The organism is Shewanella sp. 1180_01 (assembly GCF_052850535.1).
In genome coordinates this window covers 71479-95090 of record NZ_VXCT01000002.1, presented here as the reverse complement: position 1 = coordinate 95090, position 23612 = coordinate 71479, and the positions used below count along the sequence as shown (strand labels likewise).

Genomic DNA, 23612 nt, shown 5'->3' with positions numbered 1-23612 from the left:
AATGTTTGAGTTGATTTAGAGCGTAGCAGGAGGTGCACGACTGCGATAAACACTGACGTGTTCAGAAATAGAGGGGGGTAAAACAAATTCGACCACATCGAAATGCTGCACGCCTAAATTGAACGTCAGCGGTTGGGTCAATAAAATCTTGTTGAGCTGGTGCTGATGGAAGCACAGGGTACAGTGGGTCTTAGCCCCATCGTCAAGATGGGTCACACTATGGGCTGAGGCGGCAAAAGACAGCAATATCAAGATGGCCGAAAGCCATATCGAAATCGTGCGTCTAATGTGACGTTTAAGTCTCACTCAGTCGTCCCCATAGTTAAAAAGTTGCATAAGTCTATGTCAGGGCCATAGCAAGTTGCAATAAGGTAATTACTTTGCAAAAGGTTACAAGATATTTGAGCAGGGTAATCTTAGCAGCAACTTGCCTCGTACATAACGGCGAAACCTTACGGGAGTGCTGGTAAAAGAGTGCATTTAAGATTAGCTTAAGTGAGTGTAACTATAGTGTATTTAGTTTTTATGTCAGCGAGCACAACGGCGAAATTGAGCTCGATATGGCGTCCGTTTTTAACCACCAAAAGGTAACTCTCATGCTAGCATTTTTTCGTGAAAACTTAGGGCTTATCTTAGGGATAGTGATTTTCAGCGTGGTGATATTTGGTGGAATTTACTACGTTGAGCATTCCTTAGCGGCCCAAGAACAAGTCGTTCAGTAAACCTGGAGTCACACTCTGTGGCGGTAATTCGCCTGGGTAAACTCCTTTTCGCTATACCTTGAGCGCCCGCTAAAGGCGCTCGAATCATTTCTGCCTCAGCAGATTGTCTTCTATCGGTACTTCTGTCTTTGGTCACTATCATCGACGGGTTCCGGCGCTTCAATGGTGATCACTTGGTCCATAAAGTGACTCACGAACAACAACATCAGCGAAAAAATCATCACAGGGATCGCAAAGTGCCGCACTGAGGCATCGAAATAACTGTATCCCGCCGTAAACACACTCAAATAAAAGCCCAATAACTTAAGCTTAGCCAATGTTGGGCTACGGCCTAACCAAGCGGTGCAGTGGGGACAACGCACTTGGGCGTCGAAGCCTTTGCCTCTTTGTTGGGTGATGTCACTGACCTTGATGTACTGATTACAATGGGAACATAACATGAAAACACGATTCCTAAATAGCGATGCGCAAGTTTACCAGATCCCTACCAGAGTACGGCCAGCAAATGCTGATAAAAGGCTAATCTTGTCGAAAATGCGGATAAAACCACGAGCCCTAAAGCAAGGCAAGTAAACCCCTGCGGCAAAAAACCTTAGCTCCGAAGCAAATTTCACTCGACGACGTTTTACAGTCAATCCGGCAGCCACTATCATACTCAGACATATTTCTATTTAAGATCACACCTATGCATCGCTACCTCGCTCTAGTGTTTGCCCTGTTTATCCCATTATTAAGTCTCTCATCCCCAGCGCAAGCCGAACCTGTCGCGGCAACCGAAAGCACATCAACCACACCTGTGGCGGTCAAAGCCGAACTGGCTATGTTGCAACAAGCTATCGATACCGATATCCATAAGCTGAAACATGCCAAAGGTGAGTTGAAAACGATTGTCGAATATCGCATTCAAAACAAAACGTTACAGTTACGTAATAAGATTAAAGATTTGCTCGAAGCAACGCCGATCGACAGTGCTTTTCTGCAGCCATTGATCCAAGGACAACTTAACTACATCCAACAGATTGATACCTATATCGATGACAACATTGATAAATTGGAGCTGCAACTAGGCTCGGGTACAGATGATGCGATTCTGCTCGATATCTCTAAGCGCGAATTAGACAAAGACACCTATTACAAACAGCAACTCGAGACACTCAATTGGCTCGAACAGGTTGGCCAAGATGTTAGCGAAACACAAAAGTCCCTGCTGCAAATTTTGATTGCGCGTGCAGATATGCTTGAAAGCTTAGTGACTTACACTCAGCAACAACTGCAAGCTGCGGTCGATACCGCAACCAATGCAGGTAAAGATGTCACGTCGGCGCAAACTAGCCATGTGATGATGCTAAAGGAACGCTTGGCCCAAAATAGCCAAAGCTTAAATATCGACATCAACTTACTCGATGCTTTAGGCCAAGACACCGCAGCGCTGAAAAAGACCTTGTTCAGTGTGTCAGGGGATATTACTCAGGACGTATTGAGCTTTGATGTGGCCTCGAGCTTAGTCGAGCAGTGGCTGAACACGGCGCAGGAACAAGCGATAAATCATGGCCCTACCGTCGTGTTTAAGTTGTTTGTATTCTGCTTGATCTTAATTATCGCGGGTCTAGCCGGCAAGTTAGCCAAACAGATCGTGAAGAATACCGTTAGCAATTCTAAGTTGAATTTGAGCAAGTTATTACAAGACTTCTTCACCTCGCTATCAGGCAAAGCCGTCTTTACCATAGGACTCTTGGTCGCCCTGTCCCAGCTTGGGATCGAACTTGGGCCGCTACTCGCAGGCTTTGGTATTGCGGGTGTGATTATTGGTTTTGCCCTGCAAGATACCCTGTCGAATTTTGCCTCTGGCATGATGATCTTAATTTATCGTCCCTACGATGTGGGTGATTTAATCAACGCCGCTGGCGTCACGGGTCGAGTAAGCCACATGAGTCTGGTCTCGACTACGATTAAAACCATGGATAACCAACGCCTTATAATTCCTAACAATAAGATTTGGGGCGACACTATTAACAACATCACGGTCGAACACCAACGCCGGGTGGATATGACATTTGGTATTGGTTACAGCGACAACATAGAACATGCTGAAGCGATTCTCAAATCCATCGTCGAGGCCCATCCTAAAGTACAGCCATTGCCAGAGCCGACGATTAAACTGCATCTGCTAGGAGAATCTTCGGTGGACTTTATCGTGCGCCCATGGGCAAAACCGGAAGATTACTGGGAAGTGTATTGGGACATTACCCGTGAAGTGAAAATGCGCTTCGACGCCGAAGGGATCAGCATTCCGTTCCCGCAGCGCGATGTGCATATCTATCAAACCACGAAATAACCGTTTTAAAACAGCACTAAAGCGTTAGCACTACAACAGTATTAGCACGTTAACTGAGTCAAAGGGCGTAGCTGTCAGCTCGCCCTTTTCTATCTCACCACAGTTAGTTTTGTATCTAAGCGTTCGCTTTGCTCTAAACGTTTGTATTGAATCTAAACGTTAGCCTAAACCGACTATCTCACTTTTGGCATCAATATCGATTTTCAAGTATCCCGGTTTAAGCCCAAGTCCTGGCATAGTCATCACATTACCCACTAAGGCAGTTATAAATCCCGCCCCCGCATGTAACACTAACTCTCGCACTGGCACCACAAAATCCTTAGGAACACCCTTTAAGCTAGGATCGTGGCTAATGGATAACGGCGTTTTGGCCATACACAAAGGCAAATGCCCATAGCCAAGGGCGGTCAGTTGCTGCGCCTGCTGTTTCGCCTCGATAGAAAGACTCACGCCTGTAGCGCCATAGCCCACTTCGGCTAAGGTGGACAACTTAGCCTCTAATGACGCTTCATCTGGATATAACAGTTTGAACTGACTTTCAGTTTCAGCGGCGCGAACCACAGTTTGTGCTAAGGCGATAGCGCCCGCTTCCCCTTGGCTGAAGGCATCGCTAATTTCACAGCCAAAGGCAGCACTCGCGTTGACGGCTTCCATTAGCCATTGCAACTCAGCATCGGAATCAGTGGCGAAACGGTTAATAGCAACCACCACAGGAATGCCATAACGCGCCACATTGTTGATATGCCAGTTTAAATTTGCAAAGCCCGCTTCGAGTCGAGCCTGATCTGGGGCATTGATATTTGTCGCATTGATATTTGTCGCATTGCTGTTTGTCGCACTGATGTTTGGCACATAGATATTTGATACATTGCTATCCACCTCAGTTGCCAAGCCACTATTGGCCTTCAGCGCTTTTAAAGTCGTCACCAACACAGCGGCGGCTGGCGCCTGACCCGATTGACGTACTTTGATATTACAGAACTTTTCAAAGCCCATATCCGAGCCAAAACCACCTTCAGTCACCACAAAACCCGCCAGCCTGAGGGCGATGTCATCGGCAATAATTGACGAGTTACCGTGGGCAATATTGGCAAAGGGTCCCGAGTGGATCAGACAAGGCGAGCCATTTAAGGTCTGCATTAACGTCGGTTTTATCGCATCGGCCATGATGGCCGTCATCGCGCCAGCCACACCTAAATCGTCGGCGGTAATCACTTGCCCTTGGGTATTTAAGGCCAGCACTAAACGACCGATCCGCGCCCGCAGATCCGCCAAATCATGACTTAAGGCTAAAATCGCCATCAACTCAGAGGCGGCGGTAATATCAAAGCTAGATCCGTACTCTGGGCCGTTATTGTCGCCTAAGCCCACTTGGATTTGCCTAAGGCAGCGATCATTATGATCGACTACTCGATGCCAGCGGATCTCCTTGGGATCGATAGCCAAAAACGCTTGTCCGGATTGCGCTTCAAATTCTGCTTTACCTAAGCGCGCCTCGTGAAATAGCCGCGCCGCAATCGCCGCCGCCCCTAAATTGTGGGCACTGCTGACGGCGTGAATATCACCCGTGAGATGCAAATTCATCTCCTGCATGGGCACCACTTGCGCATAACCGCCACCCGCAGCACCGCCTTTCACCCCAAACACAGGTCCCATGCTGGGCTGGCGAATACAAGCACAGGCCTTTTGGCCTATGGCATTTAACGATTGTGTTAAGCCAATGCTCGTCACCGTTTTACCTTCGCCGTGGGGTGTAGGCGTAACTGCGGTAACGATAATCAATTTACCTTTGCGTTGCCCCGCTAAACGCTGCAATACACTAAGATCCACCTTGGCTTTAGTGTGACCAAATAGCATCATCTCTTCGGGTAACAGGCCTAAGTCGGTGCCCAGTTCGGTGATGTTTTTAAGGCTTGCGCGACTCGAAATATCCATATCTGTCAGCATGCGTCGATTTCTCCCTTTCAGATACGCTTTGGTTTAGTATGAGGGGTTGTTAAGCACAACACTCATTGAATAGGGCGGATATTAGGTGATTGGCTTTAAGATATATAGCCATCGAAAGGGTTAATGAGCGATTCCTTAATCTGCATCAAATATTTTGCCCTGCGCCCTATAAATCAAAAGCACACAGTCCCAAAGAGGAAGAGCATGAGCGAGTCCCATTTCACTTTTTCTGAATTTGTTGCCGGTTTCTGGCGAATGGAAAGCTGGGACATGACGCCCATGCAGCGCCTTAACCTGATTGAGCAATATCTAGAACTAGGCGTGACCACTATGGATCACGCTGATATTTATGGCGAATATCAATGCGAAACCTTGTTTGGCGAGGCATTAGCCTTAAAGCCAGCACTGCGCCAACAGATGCAAATTGTCAGTAAATGCGGCATTAAACCCGCGTTTGCGTGCCGCCCTGAGCGCTACGTTAATCACTACGACACCTCCTGTGAGCATATTATTGCCAGTGTCGAGCATTCCCTTAAACAGCTCAATACTGACTATTTAGATCTGCTGCTGATCCACAGACCCGATCCCCTAATGGACGCTGATGCGGTCGCCGAGGCATTTAAGAGCCTCAAACAAGCAGGCAAAGTACAACATTTTGGCGTATCGAACTTCACTAATGCACAGTTTTCCTTGTTGCAATCGCGCTTAGATGCCCCTTTAGTCACCAATCAAGTGGAACTCTCGCCACTGGCGATGAGCACCTTACACGACGGTACGCTCGATTTGTGCCAGCAACGTCGTATTCGGCCTATGGCTTGGTCGTGCTTAGCAGGCGGAAGGATTTTTGAAACCACGAACCCACAGGCGGTTCGCTTGCATCAAACCCTCAAGCTCATCGCCGAGCAAGTGGGAGCCCAAGATATCAGCCAAGTGATTTATGCCTGGGTTCGTATGCTACCAAGCAGACCTGTGCCGCTTATCGGCAGTGGCAATATCGAGCGGATAAAGCGCGCCGTTGCCTCCAATGAGATCCAGCTCGATCGCCAGCAATGGTTCAGTATTTGGCAGGCATCTATGGGTCACAGCGTACCTTAATTTTTACCTCCCAAACGCAACAACCATAAACAACAACGGCGCCAGAAGGCGCCGTTGTTATATGTATTATTGAATGCGACTTAAAACTGCACATCGCCACTTAAATGCGGGCGACGACCTTTGCTGTCACGTAACTCAAATACCATATTATTAGCATTCTGCTCATAGCCAAATCCAACATCGGCAGGCATCAACAGTGGCAGTTTAAAGGTCACATCCACAGTAAATGGACGATCGCCAATGCTTGGCATCAACTCCGCCAAACAACGGGCCTTAGACCACATACCATGGGCGAGCACGCGATCAAAACCAAAACGCTTTGAGAGCACAGGATGCAAGTGGATCAAGTTATAGTCACCAGATGCCTTAGCATAACGACGACCTAAATCTTCACTCAAACTCCAGCTTTGTGGCGTTTCCCACGCCATATCAATGGCTTTAGGTGGACGAACCCGACGTCCAGCAACATCGATACGATATAAATAGGTGGAAAGCGATTCCCAAACGAGTTCTTCACCCACAAACGCCTTAGACACAAATTCAAACTCTAAGCCAGAATCCGTCTCACGGCTTGTGGTCAAGGCACACTCGAGGGAGAAAGTCTCGTCAACCGTTACAGGGCGATACACTTGAATGCGGTTCTTTAGGTGGATCATCCCAAGCAGTGGGAAAGTGATGCCATCGTGGGTAAAAATCACCGCATGCAGGCGAAATGCCATCACGTACAAATAGGTTGGCGGCAGCACTTTACCGTCAAATTGAAAACCACACACCTGCGCATATTGGCTTACTTTAGTTTCAGACACAGTCACATGCGGCGCGGTCACCTTTATATAGGGCAGCGGTTGCTGATCCCAACCCGGCTTACGGCCAAAGAAGATCTTGCGATAAAGAGAAAACAGCGACGGCATCGCGTTCAATTCAACACAATATGCATTATTCAAGTCTGAGTACCTTTTAATTAACTATCCCTTGGCACATAAATGCATTGCCATAAATTACCCCGCACAGACGAGTAACGTCTGCTCAATCAAGTTGATAACGAGTGTAAAACAGGCAGCGCTGCGTCTTAATAAGGGCTGATGCTGACTCACCGAATGGATAGCTATAGAGTCAGGTTTGTCGAAAACGGCGTGATTATAACCCAGAGGACAGAGTTCTGTGTATCCCTAAGTTTAGTAGGAATAATTACTACTAATAAAATCAATAAATTAAAATATTATGATACAAATTTACCCATCTCGGCTCGGCGATAACATCTCCTGAGTGCGAAAAATTTACGTCTGTGCCACACTATCGTTCCACTCTCTTTAACCTAGTTATCACGTGCAAGATAAGAATTTTGATAAACTCGCGCAAAAATTTGCGAAAAATATTTATGGTACGCCTAAAGGCGACATTCGTGCCGCTGTACTGTGGCGCGACCTCGCACCTGCGCTAGTAAAACTGGGGGATAGAAAACTCAGGGTATTAGATGCGGGCGGTGGTTTTGGTTACTTTAGCCAGAAATTAGCCCGCCTCGGCCACGAAGTGGTGCTGTGCGATATCTCGGCGGAGATGTTGGCGCAAGCGCAAGAGCAGATAGATGCATCGCCTGAACCATTAGCTATCCAGCTAATCCATGCGCCTATTCAAGCTCTGTCGGTCGAGCAACATGGCTATTTCGATATCATATTGTGCCATGCGGTCGTCGAATGGTTAACGGATGCTAAGCCCACGATGGCGGGCCTACTCACTATGCTTAAACCCGCGGGATTATTCTCTTTGATGTTTTACAACAAAGAAGCCATGCGCTTTCATGCCTTAGTGTCGGGCAATTTCGATTACGTCGCCGCAGATTTAAAAGTGAAAAAGAAAGTGCGGCTAACACCCACGCACCCACTTTATATTCAAGAGGTTAAAGATTGGTTTAGCGAGTGGCAGATGTCACTCATCTGTCAGTCTGGCGTGCGGGTGATCCACGACTATTTAAAAAAGAGTCAACCAGTGGATTTCGATTATCAAAAATTGCTGCAAATGGAGCTCGAGTATTCGCAACGCGAGCCCTATATTTCGCTGGGTCGATATGTACACTTTTTAGGGCAGAGTCCTGCAGGTTAAAAGCGCGTCGCTCTAAGCGCAGCGACCTAAACAATTACTGGCAAGTCTGTTTCCAGCAGGCGCTCACTTTGGCGCCTGCTCGTTCTAGCAATTGCACCACACTCTTATCGCCCACCACATGACCCGCACCAACCACCACAAATAATGGTGAAGCCACGTCAGTCGAGCCCATTAATTTTATAATGCCGTCGGCCATCACATGGTTTCGCCGCCAGAGAATTTTCTCTAGCATCTCAGTGTCGCCCTCGCCGCCCATTTGCTCCTGCATTATGCTATCAAGCTCAGCTTCATTACCCGAACGCCAAGCCGCAATTAACGACAAAAGGTCTGCATCCGACGTACTAATCGCCTCACGCACCATAGTCCACTGTGCTTGGCTATCAAAGGACGCTAATAACTGAAATTGCGACTCGGCGGTTTCTAATTGATACACAGGTAAAGCCGCATGGCGGGCCATTAGCTGCATATCAACACCATAATCCGTGCTGTAACCTAAGTTGTTATAACGTATTAAGTTAACTTGCGTGGCTTGCAGCCAAGGCGCGAAGGATTGAATCGACTGACAAACATTCGCCGTGGCAGCGCAGTAAGGCGTCATGCTCTCAACCGTTTGTTTATCTCGGCTCTGCCAATCTAAACCTTTGGTTTTATCGGCGCGGCCGTATTGGCGCAGCAAGGCATTGCTATCGGCTTTATTCATATCGACTTCCACGACTAAGCCCTTCGCTTTGCCAAGCGCGGTTTCAATTTGGGTGGGTAAAGGATAAAAATCGGCACGTCCAATATGAATCGAACCCAGTAGATACGCGCTCTTTCCTTGCCATTGCACTTGATAAAATGGCGGCTTATCGGTTTCGGCACTCACCGCTTTGGTGCTCCAACCCGCCAACGCCAGAAAACAAATTGATGCAATTAATCGCCATTGGCTTGTTGCCATATCCTTTGCCCCTTATAATTCCTGCAAATTTTGCAATGAGACGCTGTTATGCCACATACCAAGGTTATAGAGCAACTGAAAGAGAATCTTCAAATCGCCTATCGCCAAGCCATAGACGCCGACGCTAAGTTAGATGAGCTAAAGAAAGCTGGCCATGGAAACTTCACCAGCATATTCACGGCAGAACAAGGTTTTATCGCTTCGAGTAATCGTTTTCTGCCCTATGTACAAGAGTTGGTCGATGACTTAACTCGTATGGAAGAATATGAAGCGCTCGATCCCAAAGAGCTCGAAACCTATGTACGCCAGCTCGGCGCTTTACTGCAAACGCTGCAGGCCTTTAGGACACAAAGCTAACCGAGATTAAGAGCTGAAACTCGCCTGTAGCCTTCAGCTCTTTTCATCTGCTATCCACTCAACCCCCCGCATAGCTAGCGCTAAGCTCCCTCAAAATTGTCATCATTTTGTCATTTCTAAGTCATAGACTCCGCTCACATAGACGAAAGGGCTGACGTAATGACAAGTTTAGATCTGGCTAAAGAGCTCGATAAGATAATTTCTAAATCGGCAATTAATCCCTTATTTCAGCCAATTTTCAATATATTAGAACATAAGATCCACGGTTTTGAAGCCCTAAGTCGCGGCCCTGAACACAGCCCGTTATACTCCCCAGTGCCGCTATTTCAGACCGCAGAGCATGAAGGCAAGTTAAGCGAGTTAGAAACTCTTTGTCGGCGCATTTCACTCGAGCAATTTAAGCTGCGTCAGTTCCAAGGCAAGCTGTTTATCAATATCTCACCCAAGGCATTATTAGATCCCGCGCACCCCAAGGGCATGACCTTACAGCTGTTGCAACAACTCGGCATAGCGCCATCGCAGGTGGTGATTGAACTGTCAGAGCAATATCCCGCCGATGATATAGACTTACTCAAATCTTGCTTGAATCATTATCGCAGCCAAGGTTTTTTAACGGCCATCGATGACTTAGGTGCTGGTTATTCAGGTTTAAGGCTCTGGTCAGAATTGTCGCCCGACTATGTCAAAATTGACCGCCACTTTATCCATGAAATTGATTCGACCCCTGTCAAACAAGAGTTTGTCCGCTCGATTGTGGAGTTATGCCAAAGCTTAACCTGCAAAGTGATAGCAGAAGGGATTGAAACGCAAGAGGAATTAGCCGTACTCAAACAACTGGGTATCGTCTATTGCCAAGGCTATTTGCTGGGTCGCCCAGAAGTGCTCCCCTGCCGCGCGATGAAAGCGACCTTAGTGCCAAACAATACTCAGATTCAACCTAGATACAGCGAATCGGCCGAAAGCCTGTGCACGAACGCCATCACAGTGGCGCCCACACTCAAACTCAAATTTTTAAGTGACACCTTTAGCTCGCAACCCGCACTGCAGGCGGTTGTGGTAGTCGATAATCAGTTGCCGCTGGGGATTATCAGCCGCGCGACCTTACTCGAACTTTTCAGTACGCCCTATGGTCGTGCCTTGCATGAGAATCATGCCGTAAGTGAAGTGATGGACCCGCAGGTCATCCAAATTGAGGCCAACGAACCCTTATCGACTGTGAGCCAATTGCTGACCTCAGAGACGGCCAATACAGTCGCTCAGCAGTTCATCATACTTCGCCGGGGCAAACTGCTCGGCATAGGCCACACTAAGGATTTACTGCAAAGGATCACAGAGCACAGAATTAAGATGGCCCGCCATGCAAATCCTCTTACAGACTTGCCGGGCAATGTGCCCATTCAGGAGGAATTAAAACGCCTTAAAATCCAAAAGAAACACTTTTATCTAGCCTATTTTGATTTATGTAACTTTAAGCCCTATAACGATATTTATGGCTTTTGTCGCGGCGATGAAGTGATTTGTGAAGTGACTAATCTGTTACTGAAATATAAAAGTGACAATTGCTTTGTCGGCCATGTGGGCGGCGATGACTTTGTGATTATCAGCACCTGTGAACATATGATCAGCCGTTGCCAACGAATTCTAGCGGACTTTGAAACCCATAAGCATTTGTTTTACAGCGCCGAGCATTGGCAAGCTCAAGAGATGCTCGCCGACGATAGACAAGGCGAAGCCTGCTACCATCAATTGATCAGCCTGTGCGTGGGTATCTTGCCACCAGCACTGACCTTTAACGCCAATGAACACAGCCTGTCGACCTTAAGTGCCCGGGCAAAAAAACAGGCAAAATCCGCGAATAACGGATTTTACCTGTTAGAAAATCACCTTACTATCGAAACTCAAGCGCTCAGTGCTTGAGTCTTGAGTGACCGATTTAACGATTGAAAGATTGAAAGATTGAAAGATTGACGATTAAAGTTGTGGGGCAATCGTCTTCTTTAACCAATCAGTCAACATTTTGGTTTCGTACATAAAAGGTTTGTCACTTAGAGACTGTATCCCCCCCATGAAACCCATATCCGTCAGTTTTTCATCACCCGCAATAATCACTTTATCGTTTTCTAAAACTTGATAGGAAAAAGTTATACGCGGTGGATAAATGTCTTTAATAATGCGTAAATCATTGGCGGTCGCGCCAAAGGTTGGGCGCATATCACCCGCCAGATCAACATCGGTGATAGTCATTTCAAGCTTTTGATTCGGCTTTAAAATCTTCGCAGCTTCTTTATTGATGTTTTCTGTTAAGGTCTCAAATAAGCGCTTTTCATAGCGGGATTGGATTTCCCCCGATGATTTGATATCGCGAAAATCCTTAGGACTTTGCCAAACAATTTTAACCACCCCATCTTCGGTGACGGGATTCACTGGCGCTTCATCGGCCGCCCAAGCCGCACTGCAACTTAATACACCTGCGAGTAAAAGGGACTGAATTTTCATGTTTGCCTCCAAGGCCTAGATAACTTTCTGAGAACCACAGTACAAAATCTAACCTGAACTAGAGCTTAACGCAAAACTGATATAAGTACAGCTAATGCTGTGTAAGCTTTTGTATAAATACGTAAATTTTATCTGATAACCACAATTGACACGTATCTTTTTGTATCGAGACTGCACTAAGTAAGTGTATAGTTATCAATTTGTGAACATTTTACGCGCATAACCACAAAAAAAACGTTATCCTTCCGCTATTGTTTACATGGCTCACTTAATAAAAATGAAATTCCCCGTTGTACCTGTGTTCATTCTTATCCTGTTTACCTGCGTAGTTAGTGCGATTTGGTTTATCTCCCCGAGTGATAAAAATACCGGCCCTAAAACTTGGTCTGCCTTTGTCTATAACCATGGCTATGACTCTGGAAAGTATAAAAAAACGGATAACTTTGACAGCTATGAGACCTGCCGCGATTTTGCTCGCGAACAATCGGCCTTTTACGACGATGTACCTTGGGAATGTGGTTCTATGTGCCAGTTCGATACACGCAAGCAAGGCTTTCAATGCAAAGAAATGAAGAATGAGCGCTAACTAACCGTTCAGCATAGGTTCAATATTTATACAATAAGCTAAGCCCCTCACAGTACAACTCGTTTTCTTTACCGTCTAAGGATGCACGATTTAGAACTGACGTGTTAAACGTAATTTTTAACTTGGAGCTTACCTATGAACCTAAAAACAGCAAGTTTATCAAATCCTTACTCACGTAAATTTGCTTTACTGGCTCTGCTAACGATCGGAACTTGCATAAGTCTTTCAAGCCATGCGGCGCCATTGACCATCAGCCAACAACAGGCGGTTAACGCTCATTTTAGCAAATTGGCTCAGACGCAACATGCGGCTGAAACCCAAATGACTGAGCAGCTTAAGCAAGATTTTACTCAGCAATTAACTGCGCAAGAACATGAGTTTATGAATGACATCTGCCCTAAATACGGCATGACCTTCGATGTCACAACCAATGCCTGCTTACGCTCATAAGCGATTGCAAGATTAAAATGGAAAACGGGCGCTGAGCTCAGGGTATTGTTGCTTTAAATCCTTGGGCTTAGTGCTAAATTTCTTCCCTACGGGCGTCGCCTTGCCCGATGGCATAAAGGGCAGCTCATCACCGGTTCTATCTTCATATAATTGCCCAGCAATAAGATCGTATTCATCCACAAAGGGATAAGCATAGGCATCTCGCTCAGGCCAAGCGGCTAAACGCGCTAAAGTATCAGGCTGATTGACTACACCATCGTAGATTTCTTTGCCGAGTGAAATCAAAAAACACCTGAATTCGGCAAAAGCATATTCAGAATCACAGCCAGTAATAATGTAAGCCGCACCCCACACCGACCACAAATAGCTCCGGCGCATTTGCTGACCAAAGATTTTATCGAAGGCTTTTAGCTCTTCATTACTCAGTTCGGCGAGTTTCTGCTTCAGTGCTTGAGTCAAAGACTCCTGTGATTGCGCCGCTTCCGTTCGCGTGACTAAACCCCAAAACTCAACTTCTGTCATAAACTTCACCTATTAGAGCCTTTCGCAAAAAGGCATATTCTACACGATATTAAGGTTATGCTGGACTCGGATTAGGGCATTTCCTACACTTGCTCATCTTCTTAGCTACCTGTCTACACATACATCTATGCCTAAACGTCTTATGCTACTGATCTCTTTATATTGCCTCTTCAGCATTGCCGCACTTTTACGGGCTGTGACAACGCAATCCTTTGATGTATTTACCCTAGGCGTACTCCCCGTGCTCGTTGGCATAATGATGCGCACCCCGTGGTCGAGCTTAGTATTGAAGATTTATATCGGCATGCAAACCTTAGGATTTTCCGCCCTAGGCATTACAGCGATTATTGCCTATCGTATTACCCCTGAAGATGTAAAAGTGATTGTTTCTGGTCACAATATTCCTATGTTGCCGCTTACTGTAAGCATTATTGTCATTTTACTCCTGCAATATTGGATCGCATTTTCTAAGGTCACGAGTCATTATTTGACCCGTCAAACGCAGTAATGGACATTTGTTGCTAAGCTGTTACTAATCGCGTAGCTTAGCGACCCAATAAAATACTTGCGACTCTTAACTTGAAGTAGACTATGAGCCATTTATCGCCCAGTGAACTTTCCATTCTTTTGGTAGAACCTTCAGATATCCAGCGTCGAATTATTATTCAACGCTTACAACAGGAAGGCATTCTCAGCATTCAAACCGCAGAAAACATTGAAGCGGCTAAAGATATTATTGCTCGCCACAAACCCGATCTTATCGCCAGCGCCATGCATTTTGATGATGGCACCGCCATCGATCTCTTAGGCTACTTAAGGGCTAGCGCTGACTGCAAAGATATTCAATTTATGCTGGTCTCGAGCGAGTGTCGCCGTGAGCAACTTGAGATATTCCGCCAATCGGGTGTGGTCGCTATCCTGCCTAAGCCCTTCAGTGCCGAGCATTTAGCCACAGCCTTAAATGCCACAATCGATCTGCTCAGCCACGATGAACTCGACCTCAGTAATTTCGATGTGCAGGATGTGCGCGTATTAGTGGTCGATGATAGCCGCATGGCAAGAAACGTTATTAAACGCACTATCGGTAACTTAGGGATGAAACTGATTACCGAGGCCGAAGATGGTGCACAGGCCATAGAGTTGATGAAAAACAATATGTTTGACTTAGTGATCACTGACTACAATATGCCAAGCGTAGATGGCCTTGCGCTGACTCAATATATCCGCAATGAAAGCCAACAATCGCATATTCCCATCTTGATGGTGTCTTCCGAAGCCAACGATACCCACCTCAGCAATGTGTCCCAAGCGGGTGTGAATGCCTTATGTGACAAACCCTTTGAACCCAAATTGGTTAAAAAATTACTCTATCAACTGTTAGAAGAATGAAACCAGAATAAAACTTAAGTCACGAACTGAGTAAATATTCTGCGCTTTACCGAACATCCTGCGGCAGCTTAGACGCAAAAGGCTTTCCAAGCGCTGAACCTTATGGCATGTTAGGCACGCTTATTTCAAATAAATCTACGGAAAGAAGAGACAATAAAAATGAACAAAACTGAACTTATCGCCAAAATTGCAGAAAATGCCGATCTAACGAAAGTAGAAGCCGCACGCGCATTGAAGTCTTTTGAAGCAGCCATTACCGAATCAATGAAAAATGGTGACAAAATCTCCATCGTAGGCTTCGGTTCGTTTGAAACTGCGACTCGTGCTGCTCGCACTGGCCGTAACCCACAAACGGGTAAAGAAATTCAAATCGCTGAAGCGACTGTGCCTAAGTTTAAAGCGGGTAAAACCCTACGCGACAGCGTAAACTAAGCGAGAAAATTCAAAACAACGCCTCCATTGTGAGGCGTTTTTTTTGCTTTCTTCCAGTGAAACCCTGAATATTTTTTGCACAACAAGAGTGCGCCTCTGCCCCATAAGCTGGCAAATGAAAACATTTTATTAACACTTGATATTCTAATGTATTGTTTTACATATGATTGTAATAGTGGCATGTGATTAGCAAATCCCTTCTTAGAAAAAAACCAAGATGCACTAATGACCACTGCTTACTTAAGTGCGCCAATGGTGAATCGATAAATAAGTCAATCGAGGGGATGAGCATGAAGAAATCACTGTATAGCGTTTTGGCCTTATCGACGGGAATGTTACTGGCTGGCAATGCCTTTGCAGCCGTATCAGGCAACATTGGTGGTACCTCTAATTACCTATGGCGCGGTGCGACCCAAACTAAAGATGCGGTCGCAATCCAAGGTGGGATTGACTACAGCCATGATTCTGGATTTTATGCTGGCACTTGGGCATCAAATGTGGATTTTGGTGACGATACGAGCTACGAGCTGGATCTCTACGCGGGTTATAGTGGCAATATTACCGAAGACATCAGTTACGACTTTGGCTACCTCTACTACGCCTACCCAGACGCTCCTGGCAGCATTGATTTTGGTGAACTCCATGCTGCAGTGACTTGGAAGTGGCTTGAACTGGGTTACTCCCATGTCATCAATGCCAGTGACGATGTCGCCGCCGATCCGTTAGATAATAAAGATCTCAGCTATCTTGCCGCGACTGTCTCTGTGCCTCTCACTGAAAAACTTAGCTTATCAGTGCACTATGGCTACTCAAGCGGTGATGTTGTGCAATCTTGGTTTGGCGAAGATAACTATGCCGACTATAACGTCACACTCAGTGCAGATACCAGCATGGGCACAGTGTCGTTCATGGTTTCTGATACCGATCTCACCGATGATGATGCCAAACTGGTACTCGGCTATTCCTACAGCTTTGATCTCTAAGATCTAACATTTAGGATCTTACGTCTAAGCTCTAAGCATAAAAAACGCCACCTTAAACGGTGGCGTTTTTTTAGCGTAATCAACTATTAGGCAATAATAGGTCTATTGGTTTTACGGGCAGCGACCATTTTCTCGATATATTCAACAATAGGCTCAGTCACTGAAATCCCTGTGGTTTGTTCAATCCCTTCAATGCCTGGCGCCGAATTAACCTCAAGGATCAAAGGGCCACGGTTAGAGCGTAAAATATCCACCCCAGCGACCACCAATCCCATCGCTTTCACCGCCGCAATCGCCATTTTACGTTCCACTGCAGTGATTTTAACCACCTCACCACAGCCACCCAAATGCAGATTAGAGCGAAAATCCCCCTCGGGACCTTGGCGCTTCATAGAGGCGATGACCTTGTCACCGACAACAAAACAACGAATATCACTGCCATTGGATTCTTTAATGTATTCCTGCACTAAGATATTCGCTTTCAGCCCCAAGAATGCTTCTATCACGCTCTCAGCAGCCGTTTTCGTCTCAGCTAATACCACGCCAATCCCTTGAGTACCTTCGAGTAACTTAATGACTAACGGAGCGCCGCCCACCATATTGATGAGGTCGGGGATATCATTTGGCTTATTGGCAAAGCCAGTCACAGGCATACCAATCCCTTTGCGGGAGAGCAATTGCAGCGCCCGTAATTTGTCCCGAGAACGCGCAATGGAGATCGAATCATTCGCGGCATACACGCCCATCATTTCGAACTGACGTACAACGGCACAACCATAAAAAGTCACGCTGGCATGAATACGCGGGATGATGGCATCAAAACCAACTAATTCAGTGCCTTCATAATGAATGCTAGGTTTAATGGAATTAATATTCATGTAGCAGTTCAGCGTATTGATCACGACCGCTTCATGTCCGCGGCTTTGACAAGCCGCCACTAAACGTTGCGTCGAATACAACTGGGGGAATTGGGATAAAATACCTATTTTCATTGCTGAGTGACCAACTTAAGCATGAGTGAATAAACCGTTCTGCAGCACTAAAAGTACAGCGACAGAAAAAGGGGCTGATATTTGTCTATTGCTCAGTGTAAAGCAAGAAAATATTCCTCACCAGACGAAATCACTATGCTATTGAAATAGTTCGGGACCTCTCACACAGGGAGCTGAGTTTGGGTTAATAGTGGCAGAATATACTTGGCCTCAAACGCCGCGGTATCTAAGGGACGTGAAAATAAATACCCTTGTAAAACCGTGCAATGGCGTGCAGTACAAAACTCTGCTTGCTCTAACGTTTCAACACCCTCCGCCACAGAAATAACATTAAACCCATAGGCAAAGTTGAGTAAAGCGGCGAGCAATCGGGTGTCTTTTTCATCTTTGTCGTAGGAAGCGACAAAGCTTTTATCGATTTTCAGCACGCTGATCGGAAACAGTTTGATGTGTTCTAATGACGAAAAACCCGTCCCGAAGTCATCGAGGGCAAAACGCACCCCTAATCCGGCGATTCTATCGAGCACTTTGGCATGTTCATGGGGATCTTCAATGAGGCAATTCTCTGTAATTTCAAGCTCTAATGCTCCAGCAGGCAAGCCTGTCTTAGTCAATATATGCACTATTTTATCGAACAGGTTCTCATTGCCTATTTGAGAGGCTGAGAGGTTAACTGCAATAGTAAATTCTTGGCCTAAAGGCTGTAACTGGGATAACCAAATCTGAGCTTGGGTACAGGCTTGTTCAAGCACCCAATCATCAATGTCATCCATTAAGCCAATTTCGTCAGCAATAGGTAAAAATTGATCGGGGGCGATAATGCCATCCACTGGATGCTGCCATCGGATAAGGGCTTCCATCCCCACCAACTGATGGGTTTTCGCATTAACCTGTGCTTGATAGTGGACCTTAAACTCATTTCTTTTTAAGGCCATACGCAAACTTGATTCGATATGATTGCGGTAGCGTACTTCTTTATCTAAGGCTTCGGAATAAAACTGGATCTGGTTTCGGCCCATCTTTTTAGCGCGATACATGGCGATATCGGCGCATTTCATCAACTCAGAACTGTTCGAAGCCGCTTCATTATAAAAAGCCACACCGATACTGGCACCGATAAGCACATCGTTATCACCGAGACAAAATTCATCCTCAAAGACTTTGAGCAGTCGATTGGCCACTATCATGGGGAAATATTTATAATCGTTATCTGTCACCAGTACGACAAATTCGTCACCACCTAAACGGGCAATAATGTCACCATCTCGCAGCACTTCACTTAATCGAGCCGCCACTTGAACTAACAGCACATCACCAGTTTGGTGGCCTAAAGTGTCATTGATCGCCTTAAAATCATCGAGATCGAGTAAGATAACGGCTAAATAATCGTGGCAACGTTTCGCCCTTGCGATCGCTCGATTCAGACACAGTTCAAAGCCATAACGATTAACCAACTTAGTGAGCGAGTCGTGCTCGGCCAGCTCTTTGAGTTTTTGATGGCTATTCCGTAACGCCAATGCCATTGAAGATCTTTGTTTCGCATAGCGAATCGCACGGGTTAAGATCCGCGAGTTAACCTCATCCTTAAGCAGAAAATCCTGCGCACCTAATTCAATGCAGCGCTGGGCCAGTTTTTCATCTTCATAGCGACTCAGCATCACGACCACAGTCTGATCTTGCGTCATGGCATTGAGCTTAATTAACACTTCTAACCCATTGGCATCGGGCAATAAATAATCCAATAGAATGCCGTCGAAATGACGTTCTAAAGCAAGATTCAAACCATCAAATGCACAATTGGCTTCGATCACATTAAACGTCAATTTCGACTGCCTAAGTGCTCGGATAATTGCCGTTCTATCGACTTCATCATCATCGATCAGTAGTAAATCCATATACTCACCTTATGCGGATGGGAGCTCGACTATTCGCCAGTAACCTTCAAGCATATTAAAAATATTGTTAAAACCGTCCTTTATGTCAGTTTTAACCATGTAGCCAGCCACATGATGGCTATAGGCTTTCATTCTATCTTCATCGGTACTCGACGTCGTGAGCATAAAAACGACAGATGATGAAAGTGAAGGATCTGAACGTATCCGCTCAAGAAACTCAAAGCCATTCATTCTTGGCATATTAAGGTCGAGCAAAATAAGATACGGACCTTTAATCGTGTCTAAGCTGGTGAGAATCGCTAGTGCCTCAATGCCATCCCGCGCTCGTACTAAGGGATTGAGTAACCTAAGTTGCCTCATCGCCCGCTGCACGGCCATGTAATCCACATCATCGTCATCAACTAATAAAATGGTGACCTGTTGATATTGCTCTGCTGCTCTCATAGAAGCTCCTTTTTCACTATTTGCTTAGGCCAAGTAAAGTAAAAACAACAGCCTCTGCCCTGCGATTTGAGTTGAATATTCCCACCTAAACTTTCAACTGTTTTCTTCACAAGTGATAACCCTAAACCACTGCCCTCGACTTCATCCCTAGGTTTAAGTGTTTGAAACATTTCGAAGACTTTATTCTGATAGGCACTTGAGATACCAGGGCCATCGTCTATCACACTAAATAGATAATGTTTATCCGCGGCCTCACATAAGACAGTGATCACACCTGTGCCTAAGTCATGGTGTTTAATGGCATTGCTGATTAAATTTCGTATCACCAATTCCAACAGTGCGCGTACAGTATGGAAATTTGGAAACTCCCCTTTTAGAACTAATTCAAACCCCTGTGGCGGCGCGACGAGAGCAAACATGTCTTCAGTCAGTTGCCGACTGTTGACCTCGGTGGTTTCAGTATCGACACGGCCAATACGGGAAAACATCAATAGCCCATCGAGCAATAACACCATGCGATGAATACGACTTTGGATCAGCCCGAGATATTTCTGCACGTTTTCATTGGTGTTATCGGATAAATCCTCTGCTAACCAAGAAGTTAACTGCTCGATACCCCGTAGTGGGGATTTCAAATCATGGGAGGCGATATAGGCAAAGCGGTCGAGTTCTTGATTAATCCGCTCAAGCTCTTGCATGTGTTCTGCACGCTGGACTTCAATGCGCTTACGTTCAGACACATTGTTAATCGTCGCGAGAATGAAAATGCCATTACTGAAATGAATAGGCGTCAGCCCCACTTCTATCGCGAGTCGACTGCCATCCTTACAACAGCCAAATAAGTCATCCCGCATCGACATATTTTTCGCAATCGGCTGCACTAAGTAATTATTCATGTGCTGCTGGTGCACATCCCTCAGCGCGTCTGGCAATAACATATTAATAGAGCGACCGAGTAACTCATCTCTGGCATAACCAAATAAACGTTCGGCATGGGTGTTTACCAATGTAATAATTCCAGCCTTATCCACCATAAACAGTGCGCTTGGAGAGGCTTCAATGACGAGTCTAAAGCGTTTTTCATTCGCGATTAGCTCAGAGGTAAGTAATGACTCTTTATATCGATTACGCGCCATGATTAGCACCGAGTAAAACAATGCCAAAATGAATGCACAACCGATAAATTGCAGCCAGATACCTTGGGTCTCTTCCGAGCTTGAAATAAAACGCGATTGTGACGAAATGTCCAAGCGCCACTGCCTACCGCCAATCAAGTCAGTCTGTGACTGATAAAACACATCTTTTTGATTTGGAAGTACTTTACTACTAGTAAACATTAAACTGTCGGCATTTGCCTGCGGGCTTTCATAAATGGCGAGCTTCAAACCTGAGAATCGATCCCCCATAATTCCTTGCATGAGGTCGTCCATCCTAAACGCCGCATACACGAGTCCAATCGCCTGCTGCTTCCGCTCTGCCTCCGTTGCCACAATTCCTTGATAAATTGGCAAATACATCAAAAAACCCGCTTGAGCATCTTCGGGAGTATCTTGAACTAAAGCGACCTTGCCAGAGATAGTTGGCTGGCCAGTGCTAATGGCGTGATCTATGGCTTTACGCCGATTAGCCTCGGAACACATGTCATAACCAAAGGCTCTTTGATTGCGCCAATCAAAAGGCTCTAAATACAAGATCACGCAATACTGATCACGAACTCCTTCAGGGTAAATTTTATAGTCTTTAAAGCCTTCGGCTTGAACTTGTTGAACGTGGGCATCTAATGTGTCAGGTTTAAGTAACTGAGCATAGCCAAAGCCTTGGAAACCCGGGTAATACTCGGATAAATGCGCATTGACAACATAGGTTTGCCACTCCTTTCGGGTCACATCATTTGAAGATAATAACAAGCCGACACCACCGCGTAAGACTTGCTCGTAGGCAAGCATTCTGCGATTCACCGCTTCGGTTAACTCTTGAACACTGTTCTCGAAACGCTCTTCACCCCTATCTCTAAGATATTGCTCCAGCACATACCAAGAAATGCCCATGAAAAGTAAAGCAGTGACAATCATCAGCCAGCTAGAGCTCAGCACGCTAAAGTAGATATTATTTGATGGGCTATGCGATTTAGAAAACTCATCCTTGTCCATATGAGCCAATTCCCTAGCAAAAGATTAGCAATAAACACAGCTACAAGTGTTGTTGCAATTATGCCTAAATTCAAGTTTATCCTACTATTTAACTCGGAATTAACCCGAATATATCGATGACACTGTTGTGCTCTCAATCACAAAATAAGCAAGAACTGAATTAATCAAATATCCAATTGCAACCTCAGGCTTAAGCCAAACAGCGGCAAGCTGAATCATCCGGCACACGGGAAGAATTTTTCACCCTGACTCACAAAATTATTTGCTTTTCTACCCTACTCTTTTTAGTTAGAAAGTCGTTAGGAACAACAAGAGGAATTCGTTATGGCTCATATTACTGAAGTCGTGCCCAACGATACTGAACTTGAGGCAATGACCACACCGAGAAACAGCAAAGCTGCCGAGGCAATGCAACATAGACGTGAAGTCAAAAAGCGTTTAGAAGACTACCTCGAACGGGCGGAGTTAAAGCGTGCATTAGGAGATGACGATTTTTTCTAGCCTATTTGATCTCAGTATCTAGTGGGCAAAATTAGGGTGATGCTGCGTTAAATCGCAGATTGCTCATCTAGAACTCATACAGTTCGTGTCCACTCAGACCTAATATCTCACCCAGCCCTCAGTGCTGGGTGTGACCTTGTTTAGCCCTCTTAATCACCACCTTCAAAGCTACATCATCCTTGTCACTTTTTACCGCTTTTATAGGCTTGCGTTTTAATCAGCAACCATTCGGCCTTAGCACCTAAATAAACGTAAGCACCTAATCCTACGAGTAAACCAACTACGGCTAACATAATCCAAATCGCGGGTTCAATATATTGTTTCTCACCGAGTGACGCCTTGAACATAGTCAATAGCGCCTCAATGGAAATGGCAATGAGGATGGTAGACACAAACCGTGTAATGGTTCGCCGTGTTGAACTGTGGCGAAAGATATCCTTATGCATTAGCACTTCTTCTTCGAGAATCGTTTTCCCAAGATCAAAAATCGCTAAAGCCAGCGTCATAAAAATAATGATCCCAAAGGGTTGCAGTGGATCTTGGCCAATCCGCTCGACCGTAAAGAGTCCGTAAATATCCCGCAATGCGGTCCAGAGCAATACAGTGACCAGCACAAACAACCCAGCGACTATCACGCCATAAACCGCTTTAAATGCCGGCGTTACACGCCGCCGTGCACTGTCGCCCATCATAAATTCAATCAAACGCGTCAAGTCCACATCCACCACTAAATAACCCAGTTTTTGCTCCTGTTGATAAATCGCTAAAGAGGCGGAAAGGCATAAATTACCACTGGCATTGGATAAATAGGGACGTGTAATGTTGACGCCATCGGACTCATCACGATTAGTGAAATAGGGTCGTTGGCTGCGATCACGATTGCCACCTAACGGAATTAACTCAATTTGGTGGTCTACTACAGCAATATTCTGACTTATCTGCAAACCTTGGCTATCGAGTAAATACATCAGCTCAACAAAGGGATAGCTCTTCGCGATTCCTTTCATCGCTTTGACATCGACCTTAGGTTGCTTAAATAACTCGGCATCGGCAATCCCAGTTAAAATCGATTCCATCAGTTCATGCACTGTGGCTTCGTATTCGTGATACCGCTCGATCACACTCAAATAACTCATCGCAGCCATGTTTCGCTCCAATCAACCGATTTCTAAGTCCAGAACAAAGCAGCTTTAATGCCATATCAATAAAATACTATTAAACAAATAGTTACTAATTTATGGCTCATAAACACAGCGCTAAAATAGTCACAGGTGCACCA

At 45.6% G+C, this 23612-nt stretch carries 25 protein-coding genes; 13 read left to right on the top strand and 12 right to left on the bottom strand.

The annotated features are described in order from the left end of the window. Positions 1-15 precede the first annotated feature (15 nt). Positions 16-306: a hypothetical protein gene (locus tag FW758_RS02825; protein WP_006084230.1), complete on the bottom strand. Its 291-nt coding sequence runs from the start codon at positions 304-306 to the stop codon at positions 16-18. Positions 307-596: 290 nt separating this feature from the next. Between FW758_RS02825 and FW758_RS02820 the strand changes: the two genes are divergently transcribed. Beyond that, positions 597-722: a hypothetical protein gene (locus tag FW758_RS02820; RefSeq protein ID WP_086010635.1), complete on the top strand. Its 126-nt coding sequence runs from the start codon at positions 597-599 to the stop codon at positions 720-722. A 110-nt stretch (positions 723-832) separates the two neighbouring features. Here FW758_RS02820 and FW758_RS02815 read toward each other — a convergent pair whose 3' ends face one another. Further along, positions 833-1162: a hypothetical protein gene (locus tag FW758_RS02815; RefSeq protein ID WP_006084232.1), complete on the bottom strand. Its 330-nt coding sequence runs from the start codon at positions 1160-1162 to the stop codon at positions 833-835. A 245-nt stretch (positions 1163-1407) separates the two neighbouring features. Between FW758_RS02815 and FW758_RS02810 the strand changes: the two genes are divergently transcribed. Next, on the top strand, positions 1408-3057 hold the full coding sequence (locus tag FW758_RS02810) for a mechanosensitive ion channel family protein (RefSeq protein WP_446444576.1): 1650 nt from the start codon (positions 1408-1410) through the stop codon (positions 3055-3057). A gap of 159 nt (positions 3058-3216) precedes the next feature. Here the strand turns inward: FW758_RS02810 and FW758_RS02805 are convergent, their stop codons facing one another. Beyond that, complete coding sequence (locus FW758_RS02805) at positions 3217-5004, bottom strand: formate--tetrahydrofolate ligase (protein ID WP_446444575.1); 1788 nt, start codon at positions 5002-5004, stop codon at positions 3217-3219. A 204-nt stretch (positions 5005-5208) separates the two neighbouring features. On the opposite strand from FW758_RS02805, the gene FW758_RS02800 reads away from it, so the two are divergent. Further along, on the top strand, positions 5209-6099 hold the full coding sequence (locus FW758_RS02800; protein ID WP_342900472.1) for an aldo/keto reductase: 891 nt from the start codon (positions 5209-5211) through the stop codon (positions 6097-6099). Between the two features lie 80 nt (positions 6100-6179). On the opposite strand, the gene FW758_RS02795 is transcribed toward FW758_RS02800, so the two are convergent. After that, a complete protein-coding gene (locus tag FW758_RS02795) occupies positions 6180-7010 on the bottom strand; it encodes a MaoC/PaaZ C-terminal domain-containing protein (protein WP_106651707.1) in 831 nt (276 codons plus the stop codon). 415 nt (positions 7011-7425) lie between these two features. Between FW758_RS02795 and FW758_RS02790 the strand changes: the two genes are divergently transcribed. Further along, positions 7426-8199 (top strand): methyltransferase domain-containing protein, encoded by a 774-nt coding sequence (locus tag FW758_RS02790; protein ID WP_311988664.1) that lies wholly within the window; start codon positions 7426-7428, stop codon positions 8197-8199. A 34-nt stretch (positions 8200-8233) separates the two neighbouring features. Here the strand turns inward: FW758_RS02790 and FW758_RS02785 are convergent, their stop codons facing one another. Beyond that, on the bottom strand, positions 8234-9136 hold the full coding sequence (locus tag FW758_RS02785) for a TraB/GumN family protein (protein ID WP_446444574.1): 903 nt from the start codon (positions 9134-9136) through the stop codon (positions 8234-8236). A 48-nt stretch (positions 9137-9184) separates the two neighbouring features. On the opposite strand from FW758_RS02785, the gene FW758_RS02780 reads away from it, so the two are divergent. Together FW758_RS02780 and FW758_RS02775 are read left to right on the top strand one after the other, a co-directional pair. Then, positions 9185-9493: a prephenate dehydrogenase gene (locus tag FW758_RS02780; RefSeq protein ID WP_446444573.1), complete on the top strand. Its 309-nt coding sequence runs from the start codon at positions 9185-9187 to the stop codon at positions 9491-9493. A 159-nt stretch (positions 9494-9652) separates the two neighbouring features. Continuing rightward, positions 9653-11410, top strand: a complete 1758-nt coding sequence (locus FW758_RS02775) for a GGDEF domain-containing protein (RefSeq protein WP_107403547.1) — start codon at positions 9653-9655, stop codon at positions 11408-11410. 54 nt (positions 11411-11464) lie between these two features. Here FW758_RS02775 and FW758_RS02770 read toward each other — a convergent pair whose 3' ends face one another. Continuing rightward, the gene (locus FW758_RS02770) at positions 11465-11989 is read right to left on the bottom strand and encodes a DUF3016 domain-containing protein (RefSeq protein ID WP_012090284.1); all 525 of its coding nucleotides are present in this window, start codon (positions 11987-11989) and stop codon (positions 11465-11467) included. A 277-nt stretch (positions 11990-12266) separates the two neighbouring features. Here FW758_RS02770 and FW758_RS02765 point away from each other — a divergent pair, with 277 nt between their 5' ends. Further along, positions 12267-12575, top strand: a complete 309-nt coding sequence (locus tag FW758_RS02765; RefSeq protein ID WP_446444572.1) for a hypothetical protein — start codon at positions 12267-12269, stop codon at positions 12573-12575. 135 nt (positions 12576-12710) lie between these two features. After that, positions 12711-13025, top strand: a complete 315-nt coding sequence (locus tag FW758_RS02760; RefSeq protein ID WP_446444571.1) for a hypothetical protein — start codon at positions 12711-12713, stop codon at positions 13023-13025. Between the two features lie 12 nt (positions 13026-13037). Here the strand turns inward: FW758_RS02760 and FW758_RS02755 are convergent, their stop codons facing one another. Next, a complete protein-coding gene (locus FW758_RS02755) occupies positions 13038-13547 on the bottom strand; it encodes a DUF4240 domain-containing protein (protein WP_006079993.1) in 510 nt (169 codons plus the stop codon). 127 nt (positions 13548-13674) lie between these two features. On the opposite strand from FW758_RS02755, the gene FW758_RS02750 reads away from it, so the two are divergent. From FW758_RS02750 to FW758_RS02735, 4 genes are all read left to right on the top strand, one after another. After that, positions 13675-14055 carry a hypothetical protein gene (locus tag FW758_RS02750; protein WP_432321570.1) on the top strand — a complete coding sequence of 127 codons (381 nt, stop codon included), beginning with the start codon at positions 13675-13677 and terminating at the stop codon, positions 14053-14055. Positions 14056-14138: 83 nt separating this feature from the next. Next, entirely contained in the window at positions 14139-14936 is a 798-nt protein-coding gene (locus tag FW758_RS02745; RefSeq protein ID WP_006079991.1) for a response regulator, read from the top strand. A 159-nt stretch (positions 14937-15095) separates the two neighbouring features. Continuing rightward, positions 15096-15368: an HU family DNA-binding protein gene (locus FW758_RS02740; protein ID WP_006079990.1), complete on the top strand. Its 273-nt coding sequence runs from the start codon at positions 15096-15098 to the stop codon at positions 15366-15368. A 290-nt stretch (positions 15369-15658) separates the two neighbouring features. Then, positions 15659-16351, top strand: coding sequence for a TorF family putative porin (locus tag FW758_RS02735; RefSeq protein WP_446444570.1), 693 nt, complete (start codon positions 15659-15661; stop codon positions 16349-16351). An 86-nt stretch (positions 16352-16437) separates the two neighbouring features. On the opposite strand, the gene rimK is transcribed toward FW758_RS02735, so the two are convergent. The 4 genes from rimK to FW758_RS02715 form a co-directional block, all read right to left on the bottom strand. Continuing rightward, complete coding sequence (gene rimK, locus FW758_RS02730; protein ID WP_107949353.1) at positions 16438-17343, bottom strand: 30S ribosomal protein S6--L-glutamate ligase; 906 nt, start codon at positions 17341-17343, stop codon at positions 16438-16440. Positions 17344-17504: 161 nt separating this feature from the next. After that, positions 17505-19238, bottom strand: coding sequence for a putative bifunctional diguanylate cyclase/phosphodiesterase (locus FW758_RS02725; protein WP_107949355.1), 1734 nt, complete (start codon positions 19236-19238; stop codon positions 17505-17507). Positions 19239-19247: 9 nt separating this feature from the next. Next, on the bottom strand, positions 19248-19682 hold the full coding sequence (locus tag FW758_RS02720) for a response regulator (protein ID WP_446444569.1): 435 nt from the start codon (positions 19680-19682) through the stop codon (positions 19248-19250). After that, the gene (locus FW758_RS02715) at positions 19679-21832 is read right to left on the bottom strand and encodes a CHASE domain-containing sensor histidine kinase (RefSeq protein ID WP_446444568.1); all 2154 of its coding nucleotides are present in this window, start codon (positions 21830-21832) and stop codon (positions 19679-19681) included. The genes FW758_RS02720 and FW758_RS02715 overlap by 4 nt, the downstream gene beginning before the upstream one ends. A gap of 324 nt (positions 21833-22156) precedes the next feature. Between FW758_RS02715 and FW758_RS02710 the strand changes: the two genes are divergently transcribed. After that, positions 22157-22333: a PA3496 family putative envelope integrity protein gene (locus FW758_RS02710; RefSeq protein WP_006079984.1), complete on the top strand. Its 177-nt coding sequence runs from the start codon at positions 22157-22159 to the stop codon at positions 22331-22333. A 182-nt stretch (positions 22334-22515) separates the two neighbouring features. Here FW758_RS02710 and FW758_RS02705 read toward each other — a convergent pair whose 3' ends face one another. Then, positions 22516-23478 carry a PDC sensor domain-containing protein gene (locus FW758_RS02705; protein ID WP_446444567.1) on the bottom strand — a complete coding sequence of 321 codons (963 nt, stop codon included), beginning with the start codon at positions 23476-23478 and terminating at the stop codon, positions 22516-22518. Positions 23479-23612: the final 134 nt, after the last annotated feature.

Excerpts from the sequence above, each read along its gene's own strand:
- FW758_RS02820 (WP_086010635.1), top strand. The coding sequence starts at position 597 with ATGCTAGCATTTTTTCGTGAAAACTTAGGGCTTATCTTAGGGATAGTG.
- FW758_RS02815 (WP_006084232.1), bottom strand. The coding sequence starts at position 1,162 with ATGTTATGTTCCCATTGTAATCAGTACATCAAGGTCAGTGACATCACC.
- FW758_RS02810 (WP_446444576.1), top strand. The coding sequence starts at position 1,408 with ATGCATCGCTACCTCGCTCTAGTGTTTGCCCTGTTTATCCCATTATTA.
- FW758_RS02805 (WP_446444575.1), bottom strand. The coding sequence starts at position 5,004 with ATGCTGACAGATATGGATATTTCGAGTCGCGCAAGCCTTAAAAACATC.
- FW758_RS02800 (WP_342900472.1), top strand. The coding sequence starts at position 5,209 with ATGAGCGAGTCCCATTTCACTTTTTCTGAATTTGTTGCCGGTTTCTGG.
- FW758_RS02795 (WP_106651707.1), bottom strand. The coding sequence starts at position 7,010 with ATGCCGTCGCTGTTTTCTCTTTATCGCAAGATCTTCTTTGGCCGTAAG.
- FW758_RS02785 (WP_446444574.1), bottom strand. The coding sequence starts at position 9,136 with ATGGCAACAAGCCAATGGCGATTAATTGCATCAATTTGTTTTCTGGCG.
- FW758_RS02780 (WP_446444573.1), top strand. The coding sequence starts at position 9,185 with ATGCCACATACCAAGGTTATAGAGCAACTGAAAGAGAATCTTCAAATC.
- FW758_RS02775 (WP_107403547.1), top strand. The coding sequence starts at position 9,653 with ATGACAAGTTTAGATCTGGCTAAAGAGCTCGATAAGATAATTTCTAAA.
- FW758_RS02770 (WP_012090284.1), bottom strand. The coding sequence starts at position 11,989 with ATGAAAATTCAGTCCCTTTTACTCGCAGGTGTATTAAGTTGCAGTGCG.
- FW758_RS02765 (WP_446444572.1), top strand. The coding sequence starts at position 12,267 with ATGAAATTCCCCGTTGTACCTGTGTTCATTCTTATCCTGTTTACCTGC.
- FW758_RS02760 (WP_446444571.1), top strand. The coding sequence starts at position 12,711 with ATGAACCTAAAAACAGCAAGTTTATCAAATCCTTACTCACGTAAATTT.
- FW758_RS02755 (WP_006079993.1), bottom strand. The coding sequence starts at position 13,547 with ATGACAGAAGTTGAGTTTTGGGGTTTAGTCACGCGAACGGAAGCGGCG.
- FW758_RS02750 (WP_432321570.1), top strand. The coding sequence starts at position 13,675 with ATGCCTAAACGTCTTATGCTACTGATCTCTTTATATTGCCTCTTCAGC.
- FW758_RS02745 (WP_006079991.1), top strand. The coding sequence starts at position 14,139 with ATGAGCCATTTATCGCCCAGTGAACTTTCCATTCTTTTGGTAGAACCT.
- FW758_RS02740 (WP_006079990.1), top strand. The coding sequence starts at position 15,096 with ATGAACAAAACTGAACTTATCGCCAAAATTGCAGAAAATGCCGATCTA.
- FW758_RS02735 (WP_446444570.1), top strand. The coding sequence starts at position 15,659 with ATGAAGAAATCACTGTATAGCGTTTTGGCCTTATCGACGGGAATGTTA.
- rimK (WP_107949353.1), bottom strand. The coding sequence starts at position 17,343 with ATGAAAATAGGTATTTTATCCCAATTCCCCCAGTTGTATTCGACGCAA.
- FW758_RS02725 (WP_107949355.1), bottom strand. The coding sequence starts at position 19,238 with ATGGATTTACTACTGATCGATGATGATGAAGTCGATAGAACGGCAATT.
- FW758_RS02720 (WP_446444569.1), bottom strand. The coding sequence starts at position 19,682 with ATGAGAGCAGCAGAGCAATATCAACAGGTCACCATTTTATTAGTTGAT.
- FW758_RS02715 (WP_446444568.1), bottom strand. The coding sequence starts at position 21,832 with ATGGACAAGGATGAGTTTTCTAAATCGCATAGCCCATCAAATAATATC.
- FW758_RS02710 (WP_006079984.1), top strand. The coding sequence starts at position 22,157 with ATGGCTCATATTACTGAAGTCGTGCCCAACGATACTGAACTTGAGGCA.
- FW758_RS02705 (WP_446444567.1), bottom strand. The coding sequence starts at position 23,478 with ATGGCTGCGATGAGTTATTTGAGTGTGATCGAGCGGTATCACGAATAC.